This window comes from Parasphingorhabdus sp. (assembly GCF_048269915.1).
GTDB lineage: Bacteria > Pseudomonadota > Alphaproteobacteria > Sphingomonadales > Sphingomonadaceae > Parasphingorhabdus.
Window position 1 is genome coordinate 1 of record NZ_JBLWTY010000009.1, and the last position, 15,354, is coordinate 15,354.

Consider the following 15,354-nt stretch of genomic DNA (forward strand, 5'->3'; position numbering starts at 1 on the left):
TGACCAAGTTACAAGTTTAATAAGTAAGCTAAAGGGCATATTGTTGCTACAAAATATGACTCGCATTATGCACTCCAATCTAAATTAAAAATGTATTCATCTATCGCTGAGGGTGTTGATAACGTTTCTACGGTGTCTTTAAATTCTCTCGCTTTATAAACCAATAGTTTCTTTCTTTCAGCTATCGCATTACCAAGTTGCTGCATTTCACTCGCGGTCATCTGAACTGTAACATTATCCGTTGTTAACCAAGTCGAGTCTGTTCCTGTGATTATTGCTCCCATGATGTCACTGATTGATTGTTCATCCGTCTGATATGTATAGCCGTTATACTCAATGCCTTCATAGTGAATTCTGTCACGCTCAGCATTAATGAACTTACGTGCTTTTGCCTTTATATCCTCTAAAAAATTAATTTCGCATTGGTCTTTTAAACCTGGCACTTTCCAATCTAAGTCTAATATTGACGGTTTTGTGTCAGTCGTTATCCAATATGATTTGGGAACCACCTCATGTGCACAAAAACTTTCATCAACAATTATTTTTGTAAAGCAACCTTCAACAGCGTGCATCTCCAAATATGAATGCCCGTCATCGTCAGTTAATGTATTGCCTGTGGGTATGCGGATATCATCTCGGCAAAGCAGCTCGTAATTGTACGTTTTACCTTCAAACACGAGCGAGCCTTTGGTCGCAAGTTCACCCTCAAAGTTTGGAAAAAACGTTTTTAACTCGTCTTTAGTCGCAGTTCTAATAGTGAGTGTTAGCTTCATTTTGGTGCCCCCCATGAACGTACTTCTTCAGCCGATGCCGCATAGTGAAGTATTTTTAAGCTCTTTATTTGGTTATTATATCGACCGTCAAATGATAGGGTCTTTTCCGGATCAAACCAGCAATAGTCAGGATAAACTTTCTGAGATAAGAGAACGCCATCACAATAAAGGGTGAACGTGTCGGTAGTTCCGTCAAATGTAAGTGTATAAAAGTGTCTACCAATAGCATATTCGGGTGTCGCATCTGTTAGCCTCTGATCTGTCCCATCACTTTTATCAAAATAGAACTGAAGTTGGTCGCCTACTTTTCTAAATAGAATAGCTGCATTGTCGGTATCAGACCCGAAGGAGAGAATATGAGCTGTTGTTGCGCTTGATATATCGCGGAACTCGGCATTTATACTTATCGTAAACGAGTGGCCCTTTACGGGCAAATTTCCTTTTATTGGGATCGAATGCGAGGTTGCCGCAACGGTTTCTGCTGTATCGCCGGTAACAATGAGTGGTAACAGGGCATCCTTTTGCGTCACCTGTGCGCCCGAAATAATGAAGGATGACACCCCATTTCCGGTATAACTTAAATTCCCTGCATTATCTGTAATTTGCAGACGCATTCCGGTCGGTGGAGTCTCTAATGTAGACGTGAGCTGAATGGAACAGCGATACCAACCATCACCAATGTTTTCAACAACCCCCTGAGAAGACGCTATAACGCCATTACTATCAACCGTGAATTGGGTTTGACTGATATTTCCCGAATGTGTTCTGAGAGTAAAGTATCGTGAACCTTTATTAGCATTTGCTTTGATATAAATAGAAAAGTTGTATTCTTGGCCAACGGGTACAGACACGTTTTCAAGGTTTACAAAATGCTCACCCGCAGTAAGGTCTTCTACAAACTCAGCACAATTTGAACCAAATAAAATACCGCCCGATTTTTGAGTTAAAGAAGCTCGGGTGCCTGGCTTGGTGTAAAGTGCCGTAGAGTTTTTTATATAATTGGTATAACTTTCATGCACCCAGACACCGTTACTACCGATTGCGGGTTCGTTTAATTCTAATTCTTCTAATATGCCGCTTTTATTAATGTTCCACGCCGCCGAAGAGCGGCTGAACTCAACGGATTTTGTTGGCATATCTATTAGTAAGCTACCATCTTGTGCCGCACTTATATCAAGCTTATCGTGCATGCCATATCCATGCTCAATCCTTATCCCATCATTGAAAGTGACAGAGAGCGCGGGAGTGTGATGCGGCAAAATATCAGAAGCTAAACCTAAGGCTGTTTCGATTGCTGTATTAGTCTCCACAGCAGCGTTAAGTGCTGTATTAGCAGCGTTTTCACAAGTATTTTGTATTTCTTTTATTGTCTTTATTTGATGTGATATACCATGACTATCAGTAATTTTGCTTAACTCTTCATCTGAATTAAGCCACTGTCTCAATTCATCTAAAAATAATTGCTTTTGGTTAAACTGAACTGATATTTGACCAGCTATGCGGGTAAGGATAGTACCGGACGTATTGCGGATAATCGCATAATTTTCACCGCTAAAAGTACTTCCCTCAAAAGCACGGTCCAATGTAATGCTTGTATCACTATTTACTGCCGTTACTTCATACCACGTTTTAGTGTCAAGTGTAAAAATGTCTCCAATTGCAATAGAGATAACATCATTTTGCCAGTTTGTGCCAACACCAGTTACTGATTGACTACCGGCTGTTACATTTACCGTTCCAACGCGATACCACGCGCCTGCGCTTGCTGTCATATTACTGCCCCTTCTGCTGACCCATCATTGCACTATCAGCTTGATTCTTCTGCCCCAGCTGGTTCTCAAAAGCTTGTAAGTGCATAGTGCTCTTGTTTGGATCTGCCGCATATTCTGCGTCTTTCATGTAAGAGCGATATAAAATCCATTCGATGATCGCGTTAACATAAATATCATCGAGCGCTATAACTTCACTTGCGTTATGTGCTGTCATCCCAATAGAAGCCGGCGCTTTTGAATAGGCCAATGTCAACAGAACGCCAGCTGCAACACCTGGATAAACGTAAAACGTCTTTGGCACTCGCTCGTCATAGATATAAAGCTGCACTTCGGTCGCGTCTGTACCTGCATACCAATTTTCGTGATTATCATCGAGCACTTGACGGTTATATGGGCCGCGAATAGCCTTGCCTGTCGCATTTCGAGTAATGTCGATTAATCGCAACGCATCTGCTGGTAGCGCTTGTTTTGTGCCTTCAACACACGCGAAATCATCAATATCAATGCTGTATGAATCTGGACGACGCAACACGATTGCTCGCTGCGCATCATTCAAGTAATTCAACAGCTCTTCTTCAGGCCAGCGAACAAAGCCCGGATCGTTAAGTAATTTGTTTACTCGCGTAGTAATTTCTTTTGATGTAACAATAGCCATTAGTAAAACTCTCTAGGTTTAGTTGGTCGTTGCTCGTCCAGTGCATTGATTGCTTCGCGGTAGGCAAGGCGATAACCGTCCACGAAATTGCGCTTGTAGTATTCGGACAAGCTGATATCAGTCCATTGTGTATTAGGCATTTTCATAAGTGTTGATGCGGCACCATCGGCAAGGCAATCAGCATACTTGCTGATAAGCGTGTCATTTGCGTTAAAATCATCAGGCAGTGAAAATAGCGGTGTAATGTAATAAAACACACGAAAAGCAGGCGTATTTGTTGTTAAATGAACTTTACCACCAACTGATACGTTGTAATCAATACCGCGCTCTAGCTCATGGCCCTGTGCATCTAAAACAAAATTAACGCCGCCAAACGAATGATCACCATCAATGGCTAGTGTTGCAGCGTCACCTTGATTGAATTGTTGTGAACGGGCCAAATACAAAGACTCTGCACAAAACTTTTGATATGCACGCTTAAGGTGATCAAGCGCAAACTTTTCAAGAACGCCACCGCAACGCTCTCTTACAAGTGGGATCAAGGTAAACAGCTGAGCCATGATTATTCCTCGTTACCTTCTTCGCTTGTTAAAGCACGGAAAGCATCACGAACATTTTTGCGATAGTCATTTACTGGCTTTTTAGGGCCTTCTACTTCTAACTCATGCGCAACAACAAATGTATCAAGTTGTTTAGAGCTGTACTTGCCTAGATCAACTTCTTCACCATCAACAATAACAACCATATTTGCGTCAGCTTCTGCGCGCTTAGCCGCTTCTTCTGCTGCTTTGCGAGCTTCTTCTTCTGCTTCTGCTTTTGCTTCAAGCTTTTTCTTTATCTCGTCAACTTCACTCTCTTTTACCCACACTTCGGGAAAATCAAGAAATCGACTTGCAATATCCGACTCTACAGATACAGGCTCGAAACGTTTGAACTTTAATCGCGTACCGCAAACCGTGTCTTTTTTTTCGGCTTTTGGACCGATATAAACAATGCTAATTTTTTCAGCCATGATAATAACCTTAATAAAAAGCCCTGATATTTCAGGGCTTTAATTGTCTTTAGTGATTGTATTTAATGTGAGTTGTGTATTAGTAACCTTTAAATCGGTACTCTAACTGCACAATCACTTCACCTGTTGCGGCACCTGTGCCTGTGTTTTCGATTACTAAATCGCTTGGCCCAGTATCACCAATATAAACAGGCTTAACAGGTGTCATATCAGTACCTGCAGCAACTGTATCTACAACTGACAATTCAGTTTCCGTGCCTTTCGCATCAACAAGCTTTGTGGTTAGCTCTGTGTTTGCGCCAAGCGCGCCATTGATAACGCGAACGCCTGTTACTTGCGTGCCAATTGGCAGCTGATCTGCTGCGATGACTGTTGAACCAGCTGCTAACGCTGCAAGTGATAGCGTCATTACATGCAAAGACAAATTGCCTTGCGCACCTTTATAAAATGTTTCTTTCATGATCTTGTTCACTTATTCAAGTTAAAAATAAAGCGGACCATAGTCCGCTAAAGTTGATTAAGATAACGATACAGCTGTATCAAGTACCATTGTGCCGTAGTCATTGACTCGACCGTTACGGTCAGCAAAGCGCACCTTCTTACAACCATTCATCCACACAATTGCCGTTTCATTAGCGTTGTCGTGGTCTGTTTTCTTCGTGCTCATGTGGAAGTGAGTACCAGACTCAGCTTTACCGTAAGCATTAGCAAGCGCTTGACCACCAAGTAAAATAGCGCGATCAATGTCAGTGCCCGCTGTTACTTGTTTGGTTGTCGCTAACTTGTCATTGTTTGAAACAGTGACAGTATCACCTGCATAGAAACGCACCGGTTTACGATATTGGCGAACTAGAACGTTACGCCACATGATCACATCGCCTTTAAACACCGGGTGATTGAAGCCGCGACCGCGAGCCATAGCGCGAGCCATAAGCTCTTGCATTTTCTTCTCTGTCGCACTCGCCCATAAGTCACGCCATTGGCGCGGGGTTACGAACAAGAGGAAGAAAGGAGACTCGTTTGCCATTTCATCTTTTTCAAACTCAATGTGCTTCATTGGGTTTTGCTGTTCTTCTAAGATCAGCGCAATATCATCCAGCTTTTCAATTGTCATAATGTCGGCTGAATCGATACCTTCAAACGTTGACGCATCACCACCAAAGATATGGCGGTCATACGTTGGCGCTTGAATGTCGTTAACCATGATTTCGTTAAATTCTTCGTGATCTTCCAGCGGAACAATAATATCGCTAGGATTGAAAGAGCCACGCGCACCTGCCAGGTGATACATTGCCACTTCGTCTTTTAGGTCATTGTAGTAATTACCTAAAAGTGTTTTAGCTGTGCTTAGCAAGTCGTGCTTGGTACGCTTCTGGCTCATTTTGCCGCCAGAATCAACCATCTTACGGCCTTGATCAATGCGCAACTCAAACACTGTCTTGCTTAAGCTTTCGCCTCGGCCTTCCAGTTTCTTGTCGCCCATTGTCGGTAGGCCGTTAAGGTTGTGGAATAAATCCATTTCAACCGTATCGCCGGCTTGTGACTCTAAATCACGGATCATGACAATTGGCGCGCCTTTTTCGGTTTGCTTCTTGCCGTGATTGGCATCTTTCTTGGCTGATTGTGGAGCGGCACCGGTCAACATATTTACAAATGTATTTTGACGGCGGGTGTGCGTGAATAGAGCTGCGCCAAACGCTTTTGCAGCTTGTGCTCTAGTGATCGTACTCATTGTTTAATTTCCTAATATAGAAATTCCGACGCTTCGGATAGCAAGTCCGCGATCTGCGCTTCTGTCATATTTGACATTTCATCAGTCATCGTTGCAGCGTCCTTATCGAGCAAACCTGCGTTTGCGCTTAAGTCGCTTGCTTGTGATCCTAAGTCAGTCGGAGAATTGGGGATTGCAGCAGTTGGCACATCGCTTGGCTTCGGCTTATATTGTTCGCCAAACGCTGATTGCACGCGCTTTTCTACTTCTGCAAAGCGCTCTGCTACTGATTTGTTTTTAAACGATGGGTCATTTGCCAGTTTTTCGTCGATAACCTGGGCCATTTCCCACTTATCGGCATCGCTATCGCGCCAAGACTTTAAATGCTGTGAGCTTTCAAACGCTGTTGTTAACTCATTGCCTGCATTTGCTGGCGCTTGTGCTTGTTGCTGGCTGGCGTTGTGGCTTCGTACTTGCTCAGCAAGCGCGCTTACCATTTCGCCTAGTTCTGGATATTCCTCTTTGATACGCTCCATGAGCTCAGGATCTTCAAGCATTTGCTTAGGTAATTTGCGTGCGTCAATACCCGCATCTTTTAACTGACTACTGTGTAATTCAGCTAATTGCTTGGTTTCTTCGTACTTGCTTTCAAGCTCTGCTTTTTCGTCGGCTAATCGCTGGCGTTCCGCTTCCGCATCTGCCGCACGTTTACGCGCCTGCGCTAAAACATCATAAGGCAAGCTGTGTTGCCCGTTCTTGCTTTTAACATCAGTCGCTTCAACGTAATACTTGCCGTCGATTTCAACATAGCCCTCTGGCGTATCACCTTTTTGCTCGCTCGCTTCGGTTGACGATTCCGGTTTTACGTCTGTTTCAGCTTGCGCTTTGCTTTCGTCCTGCTCGGCTGCTTTAGTGTCTACTACAGGCTCGCTTTTTTCGCTGCCATCTTCACCACCAAAAAGCGTATCACCATCAATATCTACTTCGGCCAATGCCGCTTCGATTTCTTCTGGTGTGCCGTTTTCTAAAATATCGTCGAGATTATCCACTTATGACTCCATCACTATTTGACACATAGCTGCGAAAATTAAAGTTGTAGGCTGTACGCTGCCTTTGCGAGTTGTTGTGCATCGCACAAAAAAGCCGCCTTGGGTTTCCCTAAAGCGGCTTGATTTCTGCGTAGTACATACTTAATTGGATTTATTACCGGTAAGGTTTGCGTAACCTCACATCAACACTTCCCCAGCTGATTGCATGCACTGGTTTGCGTTGCTTAACACTTTGAATTAACGGTTCTGGCTTAAACAGTTCTTTGCTGTGACCGTCTGCTGGTTTAAATGCTGATAACGCATACTTAAGAAACAAGTTCTTGATGAATTTCAATGTCATCGTCCACTTCCTTCATCTCTGCGTGAATGGCTTGGCTTACAACGCTGTGAAATAGCGCATCTTTAACCTGCTGCTTTTCTGGTAAATGGTGAAAAGGCTTCAAGCATTCATGGGTTTTATTTTTAATTGATCGCTTAGGCCCGTACTTCCATCCAGCAACAATCATTTTTGCCGTCCAAGCGTCATGCCATGCTGATACGCTAGCCCCCTCATTGAGAATATAAAAAGCCACTTGCTCTATTGTGCTGTCTTTATCTTGCTGATCTAGCTGCTCCCAAGGCTTTGCGCTTTCTCGGATAACTAACAAATATGCGCGGTTCGTTTCATGGCACATTTTCGCAATAGCGGTGATCTGCTCTAAATGCTCTGCCGGTATATGTTCGATGCTTTCTAATTGTGCTGTTTCTGACATTGTTAAACCTGTATTGCGTCTAGTTGCTGTTGTAAGTTTGTTTGAATAGATGACTTGAGCGCTGCGACTTCTGCACGTTTCTTTTGTACCTCAGCAATAATATTTTGCGTTTCGGCTTGGATCTTCTCGTCTTTCACGCTCTCAGTTTCAGCTTTCTTCTGAATTTCATTGATGCGCGCTTCAAGCTGTTTGTTTTCAAGTACGATTTTTTGTACTTTCTGCTGAATTTCTTGCTGCTGTAGCTGCTCCACTGCCTGTTGCTTTTCTGCTTGTGCTTGCGCCTGTGCTAATTCTTCCTCGCTCATATCTTCTTTGGCTTTTGGAATGTTTAACGATTGGCGTAGGCTTGAAAGAAATTCCTCTTTGTTTGGCAGATCCATTAGCTCTACAAGCATTGGTAAAGTTGCCGCTTGCGCTTCTGGTGGTAACTGGCTAATGGTGTTAGTTAGCAATGTAGCCTGCTGCTGTCTGTATGTAGGCGTAGCTTTCACTGGTGCCAGTGCCATGTGACCGCGCCAGCGTGCTACATCATTGTTGCGCTTGCCGTCCATGTTTGGCTCATTGATCACAATTGCTCGGCGCTTTGCTTTATCTTCACGATTGACAGTAACTTCAACATTATTCTGTGGCTTAAGATCTTCAATGATATAAGCAAGTAATAACTCGCCTACTTTGTTTCGTGAGTAATGGAAATTATCGTTTATTTCAGCAAGTGTTGTTGTACCTTGCTCTACCAAGTTGGCAATAGCTACACCACTTGTTGCGTTACTGTCTTGGCCCAACATAGAGTTATACACGCCAGCACAATCTTGTATCAGCTTCATATCATGCTGCATCAAGTTAAACTGTTGCGCTGCTATGCCTACGTCGTTTTGAATACTTAGCGCATCACTGGCCTTGCCTTTGTTTTTACGATCAGGGTTCAGCGGTATATGGCCGTCTGGCTTTTCGATTTCTTCTTTTAATCGGCTATTTGATAACTGTGTTGCATCGTCATCAGCAATCACGCGCCTTGCTTGTAACAAGTAATTCAAGCGTATTACTCGCGCATTAATACCGTCTTGCGCAGGTATCATGCGACTAACTAAACCGTAAGGTTCGCCGCTTGCATCTTTTTGGTAGCCGATGAATGGAACAAGGTTAAACATGCCGCCTGGTGCTTCGCTTGGTCTGTCAATAATACGATGTGGACCAATAAACCATGCCTCGCGTACATTAGGGAACGCCGCATATTCAAGCTGTACTTTGCCACTTTGTACTGCTGCTACATGCGCTGTGTTGTTTTTATCAAACTCAATAACGCGACCATCAGGCAATCTAATGATGTGAGCACGTTTCCATACTTTGTAGTAAATAACTTGCAGCAATACACGCTTGCGGGTTGTATCTAACCATTCGCTTGTCGCTCTGTTCCACCCTTGCGCATCACTCCATGCTGATTGTAAGTCGTGGCTTTCAGTGTGTTCTTCGTCTAGCGTGCGTAAAAAATCTTCCCAATGATTAACAGAGTGCTTTAATATCTCTTTGTGCTCAGGGAATGTTGCAATCGCTTCGTCTAAATCAAGCCATTTGCGACGCATGATCCAGCGTGCATCGCTCCTATCTGCTTCAACTGAATGAAAGTCCCACCAAACCTCACGACGATGAATAAACTTAATACGATATGGCGCAGCAAAAGGAATAGGGTTCTTTGTTACTTCTACCCAACCAATGCCCGCTTTTAATTGGCTTGCATACGCATCAGAACAAGCACGATCGCCATTCGCCAAACGCCAATAGTCTTTAAACTTCTCATTAAGCGCTTTTGCTAGTTCTTCGCCTTGCTCGTCATCAGCTGAAACCATCAAGTCAGAACGTGATCGCGCTTCAAGCCCAAGTACACCGTCAATAGTTGGACCAATCATGTTGTGAACAATGTCTGGCTGGTTTCGCTTGCGCAATACATCTTTTACTGCCGAGCTTAGTTGATCACCGTCATAGTACGCGCACGCTTTAGTAGCAGGTGTTCGCCAGTCCGGTTGTGAGTCAATATCGCCAAGGATCGACAAAAGCTTATCAAGCGTAAAGCCGTCTTTTGTTTTCGCGTAATCAGCCATTAATTATACTGCCATCCAATGATTAGGGTTGTGTGGTGCGGGCTTGTTATCTTTAACAAGTTTCTTAGGCATGCGTACCAGCATTTCTTGCGCAATCATGTAACTCATAACTTGGTCATCAAATCCGCCTGGTTGCGCGCCCATTCGTCCTTTTTTATCGTAAACAAAGGTGTTTAGTTCGTTGGCTGTTCCTCGCCAAACAATGCCGTCTTTGTCGTGAGTAAGTAGTTCATCTAGGCCACTTGTGAGTATTGGCTTTGATTGTGCGCTGGTATGCCAGCCTACTTTTTTAGTTTCTTCGTCCGTATCTTCACGATCTATATGTTCTTCCGTGTAAATCCGGCTAGTCGGGTAAATTTCAACTAACTCTTGAAGTGTTGCGTGACCGTGGTTGTTTCGCTCAATACCAATGAATGCCTTGTTATACATCAGGCCAATATGTTTGTTGATATGAGCAAAGCGCTTAGGATCTATATGACCAAACCAGTGCGCCACTTGTCGGCCGTCTGATTTTGCGCATACATCTAATGAGCTGCGATCGCCATGTTCAAGTCCTTCTGCAACATCGCTTCCGATCGCATATTCTTCGTCATCGTCTGGCAGTTCCCAAACGAGCAAGTAACCTAATGTTGATTGTGCTAGCTTGTCAGCTGCTTTAGATGATAGGTCCACTTTGCCATTCATCTTTTTGAGCTTGCCTGTATAGGGCTCAATCTCATAAACAATAAGAGGCTTTTTGCAACGACCTTCAACACGCATTAAGTCATCACTAGCAAATACTTTGCGGCCTGAAGTCAAAAACGCTTCCATTGGCGTAGATGGGAACTCTTGCTTCATTTTGTCTTTCATCGTGCGCTCCTTGCCGATATACCAGCTTTTTTGCTCGTCGCTTAGCGTAATACCGTTAGCGAGCTCGACGGATGCAAAATACTTATCTTGTGATTTTGTTAGCTTTAAGCCGCCGGTTGGTACAGGTGCGATATATTTTGGATCTTCAAACCATGGGAAAAAATGAAACTTAAAATTTTGCCTGGTTAACGCAATGCCCGACTCAAGCAACTCCATTGCCTCGCATGACATATCGAAAAAGTTACCTGCTGCACCCTCTGCTGTAGACTCAACGAATATCAATGAGCCATCGTGCACAGCGTTAAATGAGCCGCTTTTAACTTCCTCTGCCCGTAATGGGTATTGAGCACATATCTTGCCGTATTCTGATACGTGTAACACCTGAAGCGTACCGGAGCGAAACGATACCGCGACACGTACCCAGCTATCATTGTTAAACCAGATGCCAGTGCCCGTTTTACTTTTAATCGAGCGCTTACCTGTTTTTAGCCAACTTGGTAGCCGTTCGTATGGGTAAAGTATCTTGGATGAAAATATCGCGCTTGCTTCGTCTTTACCTTGAGCAATAACGCCACACTGCCTGTTATCGTTAAACATAGCGTGATCAAGAATAAAAACTTGAATAGCTGTACTAAAGCCAAGCTGGCGTGCTTTTAAGATGATGTTTAAAAACCACATCGTCATAAACAACATGGTTTGTGCAAGCCGACAACGAAATAAAACCTCTTGGCCCTTTTCGTTAGCGATAATGTAGAGATTGTTTAGTCGCCACCACCAACAGTCTAAATAAGGCTCACAACGCTCTAAGAGTTCTACATCATCTAAGGTGAAGCGTTCTTCTTCAGTTAACCAGGTGCTTTTAGGGTATTTAGCAAGCTTTGGTTGCATTATTCACTTACCACCTGATCTAAGCCGTCAGTACGACTATCAATGAAGTTATCAAGCTTACTTGTTCCGCCCGCTTCTTTACGTGCTTTGGTCGCTTCGTGCTCTGCAATTTCTGCTTGATGCTTGCCACGCTTGGTAGCATTAACAAGCGCTTTTGTTTGCTGTGATATTCTCGCAGTTTCAACAACTAGCTTGCCGCGCGTTAGTGAATCAGTTTCCAGCGCTGATAGCGTTCTAACAATCGACTCAACACGGCCTACATTTTTATCTAGCGCTTGTTCTGCTTTAAAAAGAGACTCATACATGCGGACTTTTAAGTCAGGATCGTCTAAATCAGGATCGTCGAGCGTCTTATTTATGCCATCAACTGCTTGCATAACCATGTGTATGCGAGCACGACACAAGTCAAGCTCATGATCCAGCGTTGTCGCTTCGACTAGATTGTTTATCTCGTCCTTGTAATATTTTGTGTAACCGCCATGCCTGTAGTTTGGCGCATCTTTACCAGACGCAACTTTTCGTTTTTGTTTTTTTGGCGTTTGTTTCGGCTTGGTTGGCTTTGGGTCTGCTTGTCGCTTCCGCTCTACAGCGACTCTTGCTCTTATGTGTTTGCGTGCCGTGTTATACGTTAATCCGTGTTTTTCGCAAAACTCAGTAACAGATATGCCAGTTTTAACGTGCTCATCTTGAAATAATGCGTTTAAATCCGACCATTTTGACACTACTGATCACCGCTGTTTACCTTGCACTCAGCTAACGCTTGTTCATCGTCACGCACTAGTTCTCTCATACGTGCCTTGTGGTACTCAGCATCTTCACGGCGCTTTTGAAGCTCAAGCTCGTGCTTTTTGCTCTGATAGCGCCAGTTCATCAGGAATGTAATCACAGTAAATAAAATACCAAGCGCCAGCGCCATGTTGTTAAGTGACAATAAACCGCCGACACCAGTGCCGATACTTGCAGTGTAGCTTGCTGCTGCTGTTGATCTATCCATTATTAACTTCGCTGGCCCATTGTTTAATTCGTTTAATGTTTTCATTGCATTTGTCTATGACATACTCTAAATACTGTGCATACGCTAACAACGTCGCATTACCTGCTATTTGTTTGTGGTCAACGCTACAGTTTGATAGATATTCTTCCGGCGGTGCTAGGTACACGTACTCTGTCTGTACCACCGTCCTTGTCACACTCACTGGCTCTTGCGTACTTGAGCAAGCGAACAGCATCACAAGGAACGCTATCATTAGCCCATGTTTTAATTGCTTCATCGCTCGACTCTCGTAGTTTGTTAATTTCAGTTTGAGTTTTGTGCAAGCTGCTAGTTAAAGAGCTTACTTCCAACTGATAAGCATTATTTAAGCGCGATAATGTATTGCGCTCGCTTATCAACTTGGCATTTTGTTTTTCGGTAAGTTTGACGCTTTGAGCTAAAAACTCGGCTTGCATCGTGAGATTGTCTATCTCTAGGCTTTTTGTTGTTATTTTTTTGTTTGCTTCTTTTAATTCGCTTTCAATAATAACAATCTGATATGTTGCGTAAGCGAGTGCCGCTAATAGAGCGACGATAGTCACCCTTTCAATGCTGCTGAACAGTTTTAACATTAGTAACTCCATCCAGGCACATTGCGCGCTCTTTTTCTCTGCGAGTGATTAAGCCTGGTAACTTTTGACCTTTGGCATAAATCCATCGCGCCAACTCATTACAAGCGCCAATGCGATCACCGCGATTTAGCTTGCTTAGCAATGTGCTGCTTCGGAAATTGCCAGGACCAATATTGTAATGAAATGACAAGTAAGCAATGTGCTCACCTTGGCTCAGATTTACGTTTACCACGCTCATTAACTGCGAGTTGTGCTTAGCTAAGTCACCTGCGAGTAAATTTAAACACTCGTCCTCTGTGTACTCTTTGCCAACGACTGCTGTTTGTGTGTGTCCGTAACAAGTGGTTGCAATGCCAACAGGATCAACATAGCCGGTTAACTCTTGGCCCTCAAATGTAGCAACTGTTACACCAGCTGCCGCAAGAACCGCAGTTAAACCCAGCGCTGTTAGTTTGCTAGCTTTCATCACTCAACCTTTCGCCCACAAAAAAGCCCGACCAAATGATCGGGCAAAACGGAACAACACATTTTAAGCAAAAAAATCCGCTCAGTCATAAACTAAGCGGATTTCTTCAACATGGAAAATACTATATCAGGATTGGGGGGTTTGCAAGTTATCCATGGCTTGTAGTTTTGCTGTCCCAAATTGAGCCAGTCCCACCCATTCCCCAGTCACACAATAAAAATTCAAACTCAACAGTCTGTAAACGGCCAGTATTTTCATTCATTATTTCAACTTTAAATAACATAGCTTCCCTTAAACAGTATCTGCAACACTTCCTCGATGCATTCTCACTGAGCTAATTACAACACCCTCAAATTGATAATCGTCATATTCTGTTATTTTGACAGGTCCGTATTCGTCATTGGCAGATAGCAACAGATTGTTTTTCAAGTCTGCAATTTTACATACAAACAGCCCATTAAGCGCGGCCACGATAACATCGCCTTGTTTTACTGTTAAACCGCGCTCAATTACTAACAAGTCTCCATCAAAAATGCCTACCCCTTCCATAGATCGGCCGCTTGCTATTCCGTAAAAGGTTGCATCTTTGTTCTTTTCTATTAAACCGCCTACGCCGTTAGGCAAATCTACGTAGTTATTAGCTTTGTTAAAGTTACTTTCCATCATTATCCAACAAATCAAGCTTGTTTAATTCACTTTGCTACAAATTTAGATGTTTAGCAGTCACCTAAACTTACATCAAAGCGTTCTGAAATCACACGGAAAATATAAAATAAAATGGATCAAAGGAGTTAAAAGATCAAATTTTCCCTGATCCCATCTCTAAAAATAGACCGTTTCAACTTGTTAGCTTATAAAAATCAACAGCTTAAACAAGGTCGGTACATTTATTTTTACTGCCGAATAGACCAAAAAAAGCGCGAAAACATTAAATTATCGCGCTAAATCGGTCTTTTTGGTGGTCAATTGGTCGGTTTTCGTTTTCAGATTAATAGATAGACCGTTATTTTTGATCTATATCTTCGTCTAGCTGAATAATGAGCTCTTTTATCTTGGTGCTTAACACAGAGTTATCGCCTTTACTTTCAATGACTGCTACTTTTAGATGGCAAACCATTTCTGCAAATGCTGATCTTCTTATTTCAGCATGATCACTCATATACTAATTGCAGAACGCATCAAGCACTGCTTCAATTTCTGATAGTGCCGATTCAGCGTTATGTCGTTTCAAAATATGTAAAATGCCGTATTCATCTACTAGCTTTGCTTCTGTCATACTAACTCCCACTTAAAAGTGTGCGGCCCTGTCATTACCCTTTTAAAAGTTAACCTAGTTATAGCTAGCTTAGATATATCTTCATTAGGGTTAAATGGCTCTAATTGATTCGGTTCGTAATCTACCTCGTAAAAGTCAGGTTGTTCATCAGTCCAATGCTTAGGGAGTTTGTCTTTTATCGCCTTAAGCTCTTCGTTACTTAAAATTATATTGCTCATGCTTATCCCTCTTGACCTGAATGCTATTAAGAGCCATTTAACCCTAATGAAGATACATCTATGCCGTATTTTTGATCTCTACGCTCTCTAATGTCCATGTGTTAACGCCAAAAATATTACGTCTAACAAAAGTCACCGTGCTCTGTTGCATATATGTTGTTTTAACATTGGCGTTCTTACTGTTGACTGACGGCTCCAAAACGTTATGCAGTATTATTTGAATAGAGTCATA

At 42.9% G+C, this 15,354-nt stretch carries 18 protein-coding genes; all 18 read right to left on the reverse strand.

Annotation, left to right across the window (positions count from 1 at the left end; translation table 11 throughout):
* Positions 1–65 precede the first annotated feature (65 nt).
* Positions 66–773 (reverse strand): DUF4376 domain-containing protein, encoded by a 708-nt coding sequence (locus tag ACN0WX_RS14395; protein WP_417623041.1) that lies wholly within the window; start codon positions 771–773, stop codon positions 66–68.
* Entirely contained in the window at positions 770–2,545 is a 1,776-nt protein-coding gene (locus ACN0WX_RS14400) for a phage head spike fiber domain-containing protein (protein WP_417623042.1), read from the reverse strand. The genes ACN0WX_RS14395 and ACN0WX_RS14400 overlap by 4 nt, the downstream gene beginning before the upstream one ends.
* A 1-nt stretch (position 2,546) precedes the next feature.
* The gene (locus tag ACN0WX_RS14405; protein WP_417623043.1) at positions 2,547–3,200 is read right to left on the reverse strand and encodes a DUF6682 family protein; all 654 of its coding nucleotides are present in this window, start codon (positions 3,198–3,200) and stop codon (positions 2,547–2,549) included.
* Positions 3,200–3,760, reverse strand: a complete 561-nt coding sequence (locus tag ACN0WX_RS14410) for a hypothetical protein (protein WP_417623044.1) — start codon at positions 3,758–3,760, stop codon at positions 3,200–3,202. Before ACN0WX_RS14410 ends, ACN0WX_RS14405 begins: the two co-directional genes overlap by 1 nt.
* A 2-nt stretch (positions 3,761–3,762) precedes the next feature.
* Positions 3,763–4,212, reverse strand: coding sequence for a hypothetical protein (locus ACN0WX_RS14415; RefSeq protein WP_417623045.1), 450 nt, complete (start codon positions 4,210–4,212; stop codon positions 3,763–3,765).
* Between the two features lie 79 nt (positions 4,213–4,291).
* The gene (locus ACN0WX_RS14420; protein WP_417623046.1) at positions 4,292–4,672 is read right to left on the reverse strand and encodes a hypothetical protein; all 381 of its coding nucleotides are present in this window, start codon (positions 4,670–4,672) and stop codon (positions 4,292–4,294) included.
* A gap of 57 nt (positions 4,673–4,729) precedes the next feature.
* Complete coding sequence (locus ACN0WX_RS14425) at positions 4,730–5,944, reverse strand: N4-gp56 family major capsid protein (RefSeq protein WP_417623047.1); 1,215 nt, start codon at positions 5,942–5,944, stop codon at positions 4,730–4,732.
* 11 nt (positions 5,945–5,955) lie between these two features.
* The gene (locus tag ACN0WX_RS14430; RefSeq protein WP_417623048.1) at positions 5,956–6,972 is read right to left on the reverse strand and encodes a hypothetical protein; all 1,017 of its coding nucleotides are present in this window, start codon (positions 6,970–6,972) and stop codon (positions 5,956–5,958) included.
* Between the two features lie 305 nt (positions 6,973–7,277).
* Positions 7,278–7,724: a RyR domain-containing protein gene (locus ACN0WX_RS14435; protein ID WP_417623049.1), complete on the reverse strand. Its 447-nt coding sequence runs from the start codon at positions 7,722–7,724 to the stop codon at positions 7,278–7,280.
* 2 nt (positions 7,725–7,726) lie between these two features.
* Positions 7,727–9,820, reverse strand: a complete 2,094-nt coding sequence (locus tag ACN0WX_RS14440) for a hypothetical protein (RefSeq protein ID WP_417623050.1) — start codon at positions 9,818–9,820, stop codon at positions 7,727–7,729.
* 3 nt (positions 9,821–9,823) lie between these two features.
* Positions 9,824–11,557, reverse strand: coding sequence for a hypothetical protein (locus ACN0WX_RS14445; RefSeq protein ID WP_417623051.1), 1,734 nt, complete (start codon positions 11,555–11,557; stop codon positions 9,824–9,826).
* A complete protein-coding gene (locus ACN0WX_RS14450; RefSeq protein WP_250660227.1) occupies positions 11,557–12,279 on the reverse strand; it encodes a hypothetical protein in 723 nt (240 codons plus the stop codon). The genes ACN0WX_RS14445 and ACN0WX_RS14450 overlap by 1 nt, the downstream gene beginning before the upstream one ends.
* Positions 12,279–12,596, reverse strand: a complete 318-nt coding sequence (locus tag ACN0WX_RS14455; protein ID WP_417623052.1) for an HP1 family phage holin — start codon at positions 12,594–12,596, stop codon at positions 12,279–12,281. The genes ACN0WX_RS14450 and ACN0WX_RS14455 overlap by 1 nt, the downstream gene beginning before the upstream one ends.
* Before the next feature lie 80 nt (positions 12,597–12,676).
* Positions 12,677–13,162: a hypothetical protein gene (locus ACN0WX_RS14460; RefSeq protein ID WP_417623053.1), complete on the reverse strand. Its 486-nt coding sequence runs from the start codon at positions 13,160–13,162 to the stop codon at positions 12,677–12,679.
* Positions 13,137–13,628, reverse strand: a complete 492-nt coding sequence (locus ACN0WX_RS14465; protein ID WP_417623054.1) for a lysozyme — start codon at positions 13,626–13,628, stop codon at positions 13,137–13,139. Before ACN0WX_RS14465 ends, ACN0WX_RS14460 begins: the two co-directional genes overlap by 26 nt.
* A 291-nt stretch (positions 13,629–13,919) precedes the next feature.
* Positions 13,920–14,294, reverse strand: coding sequence for a LexA family protein (locus tag ACN0WX_RS14470; protein ID WP_417623055.1), 375 nt, complete (start codon positions 14,292–14,294; stop codon positions 13,920–13,922).
* Between the two features lie 337 nt (positions 14,295–14,631).
* Positions 14,632–14,787, reverse strand: a complete 156-nt coding sequence (locus tag ACN0WX_RS14475) for a hypothetical protein (protein WP_417623056.1) — start codon at positions 14,785–14,787, stop codon at positions 14,632–14,634.
* A gap of 113 nt (positions 14,788–14,900) precedes the next feature.
* A complete protein-coding gene (locus tag ACN0WX_RS14480) occupies positions 14,901–15,122 on the reverse strand; it encodes a hypothetical protein (protein ID WP_417623057.1) in 222 nt (73 codons plus the stop codon).
* Positions 15,123–15,354: the final 232 nt, after the last annotated feature.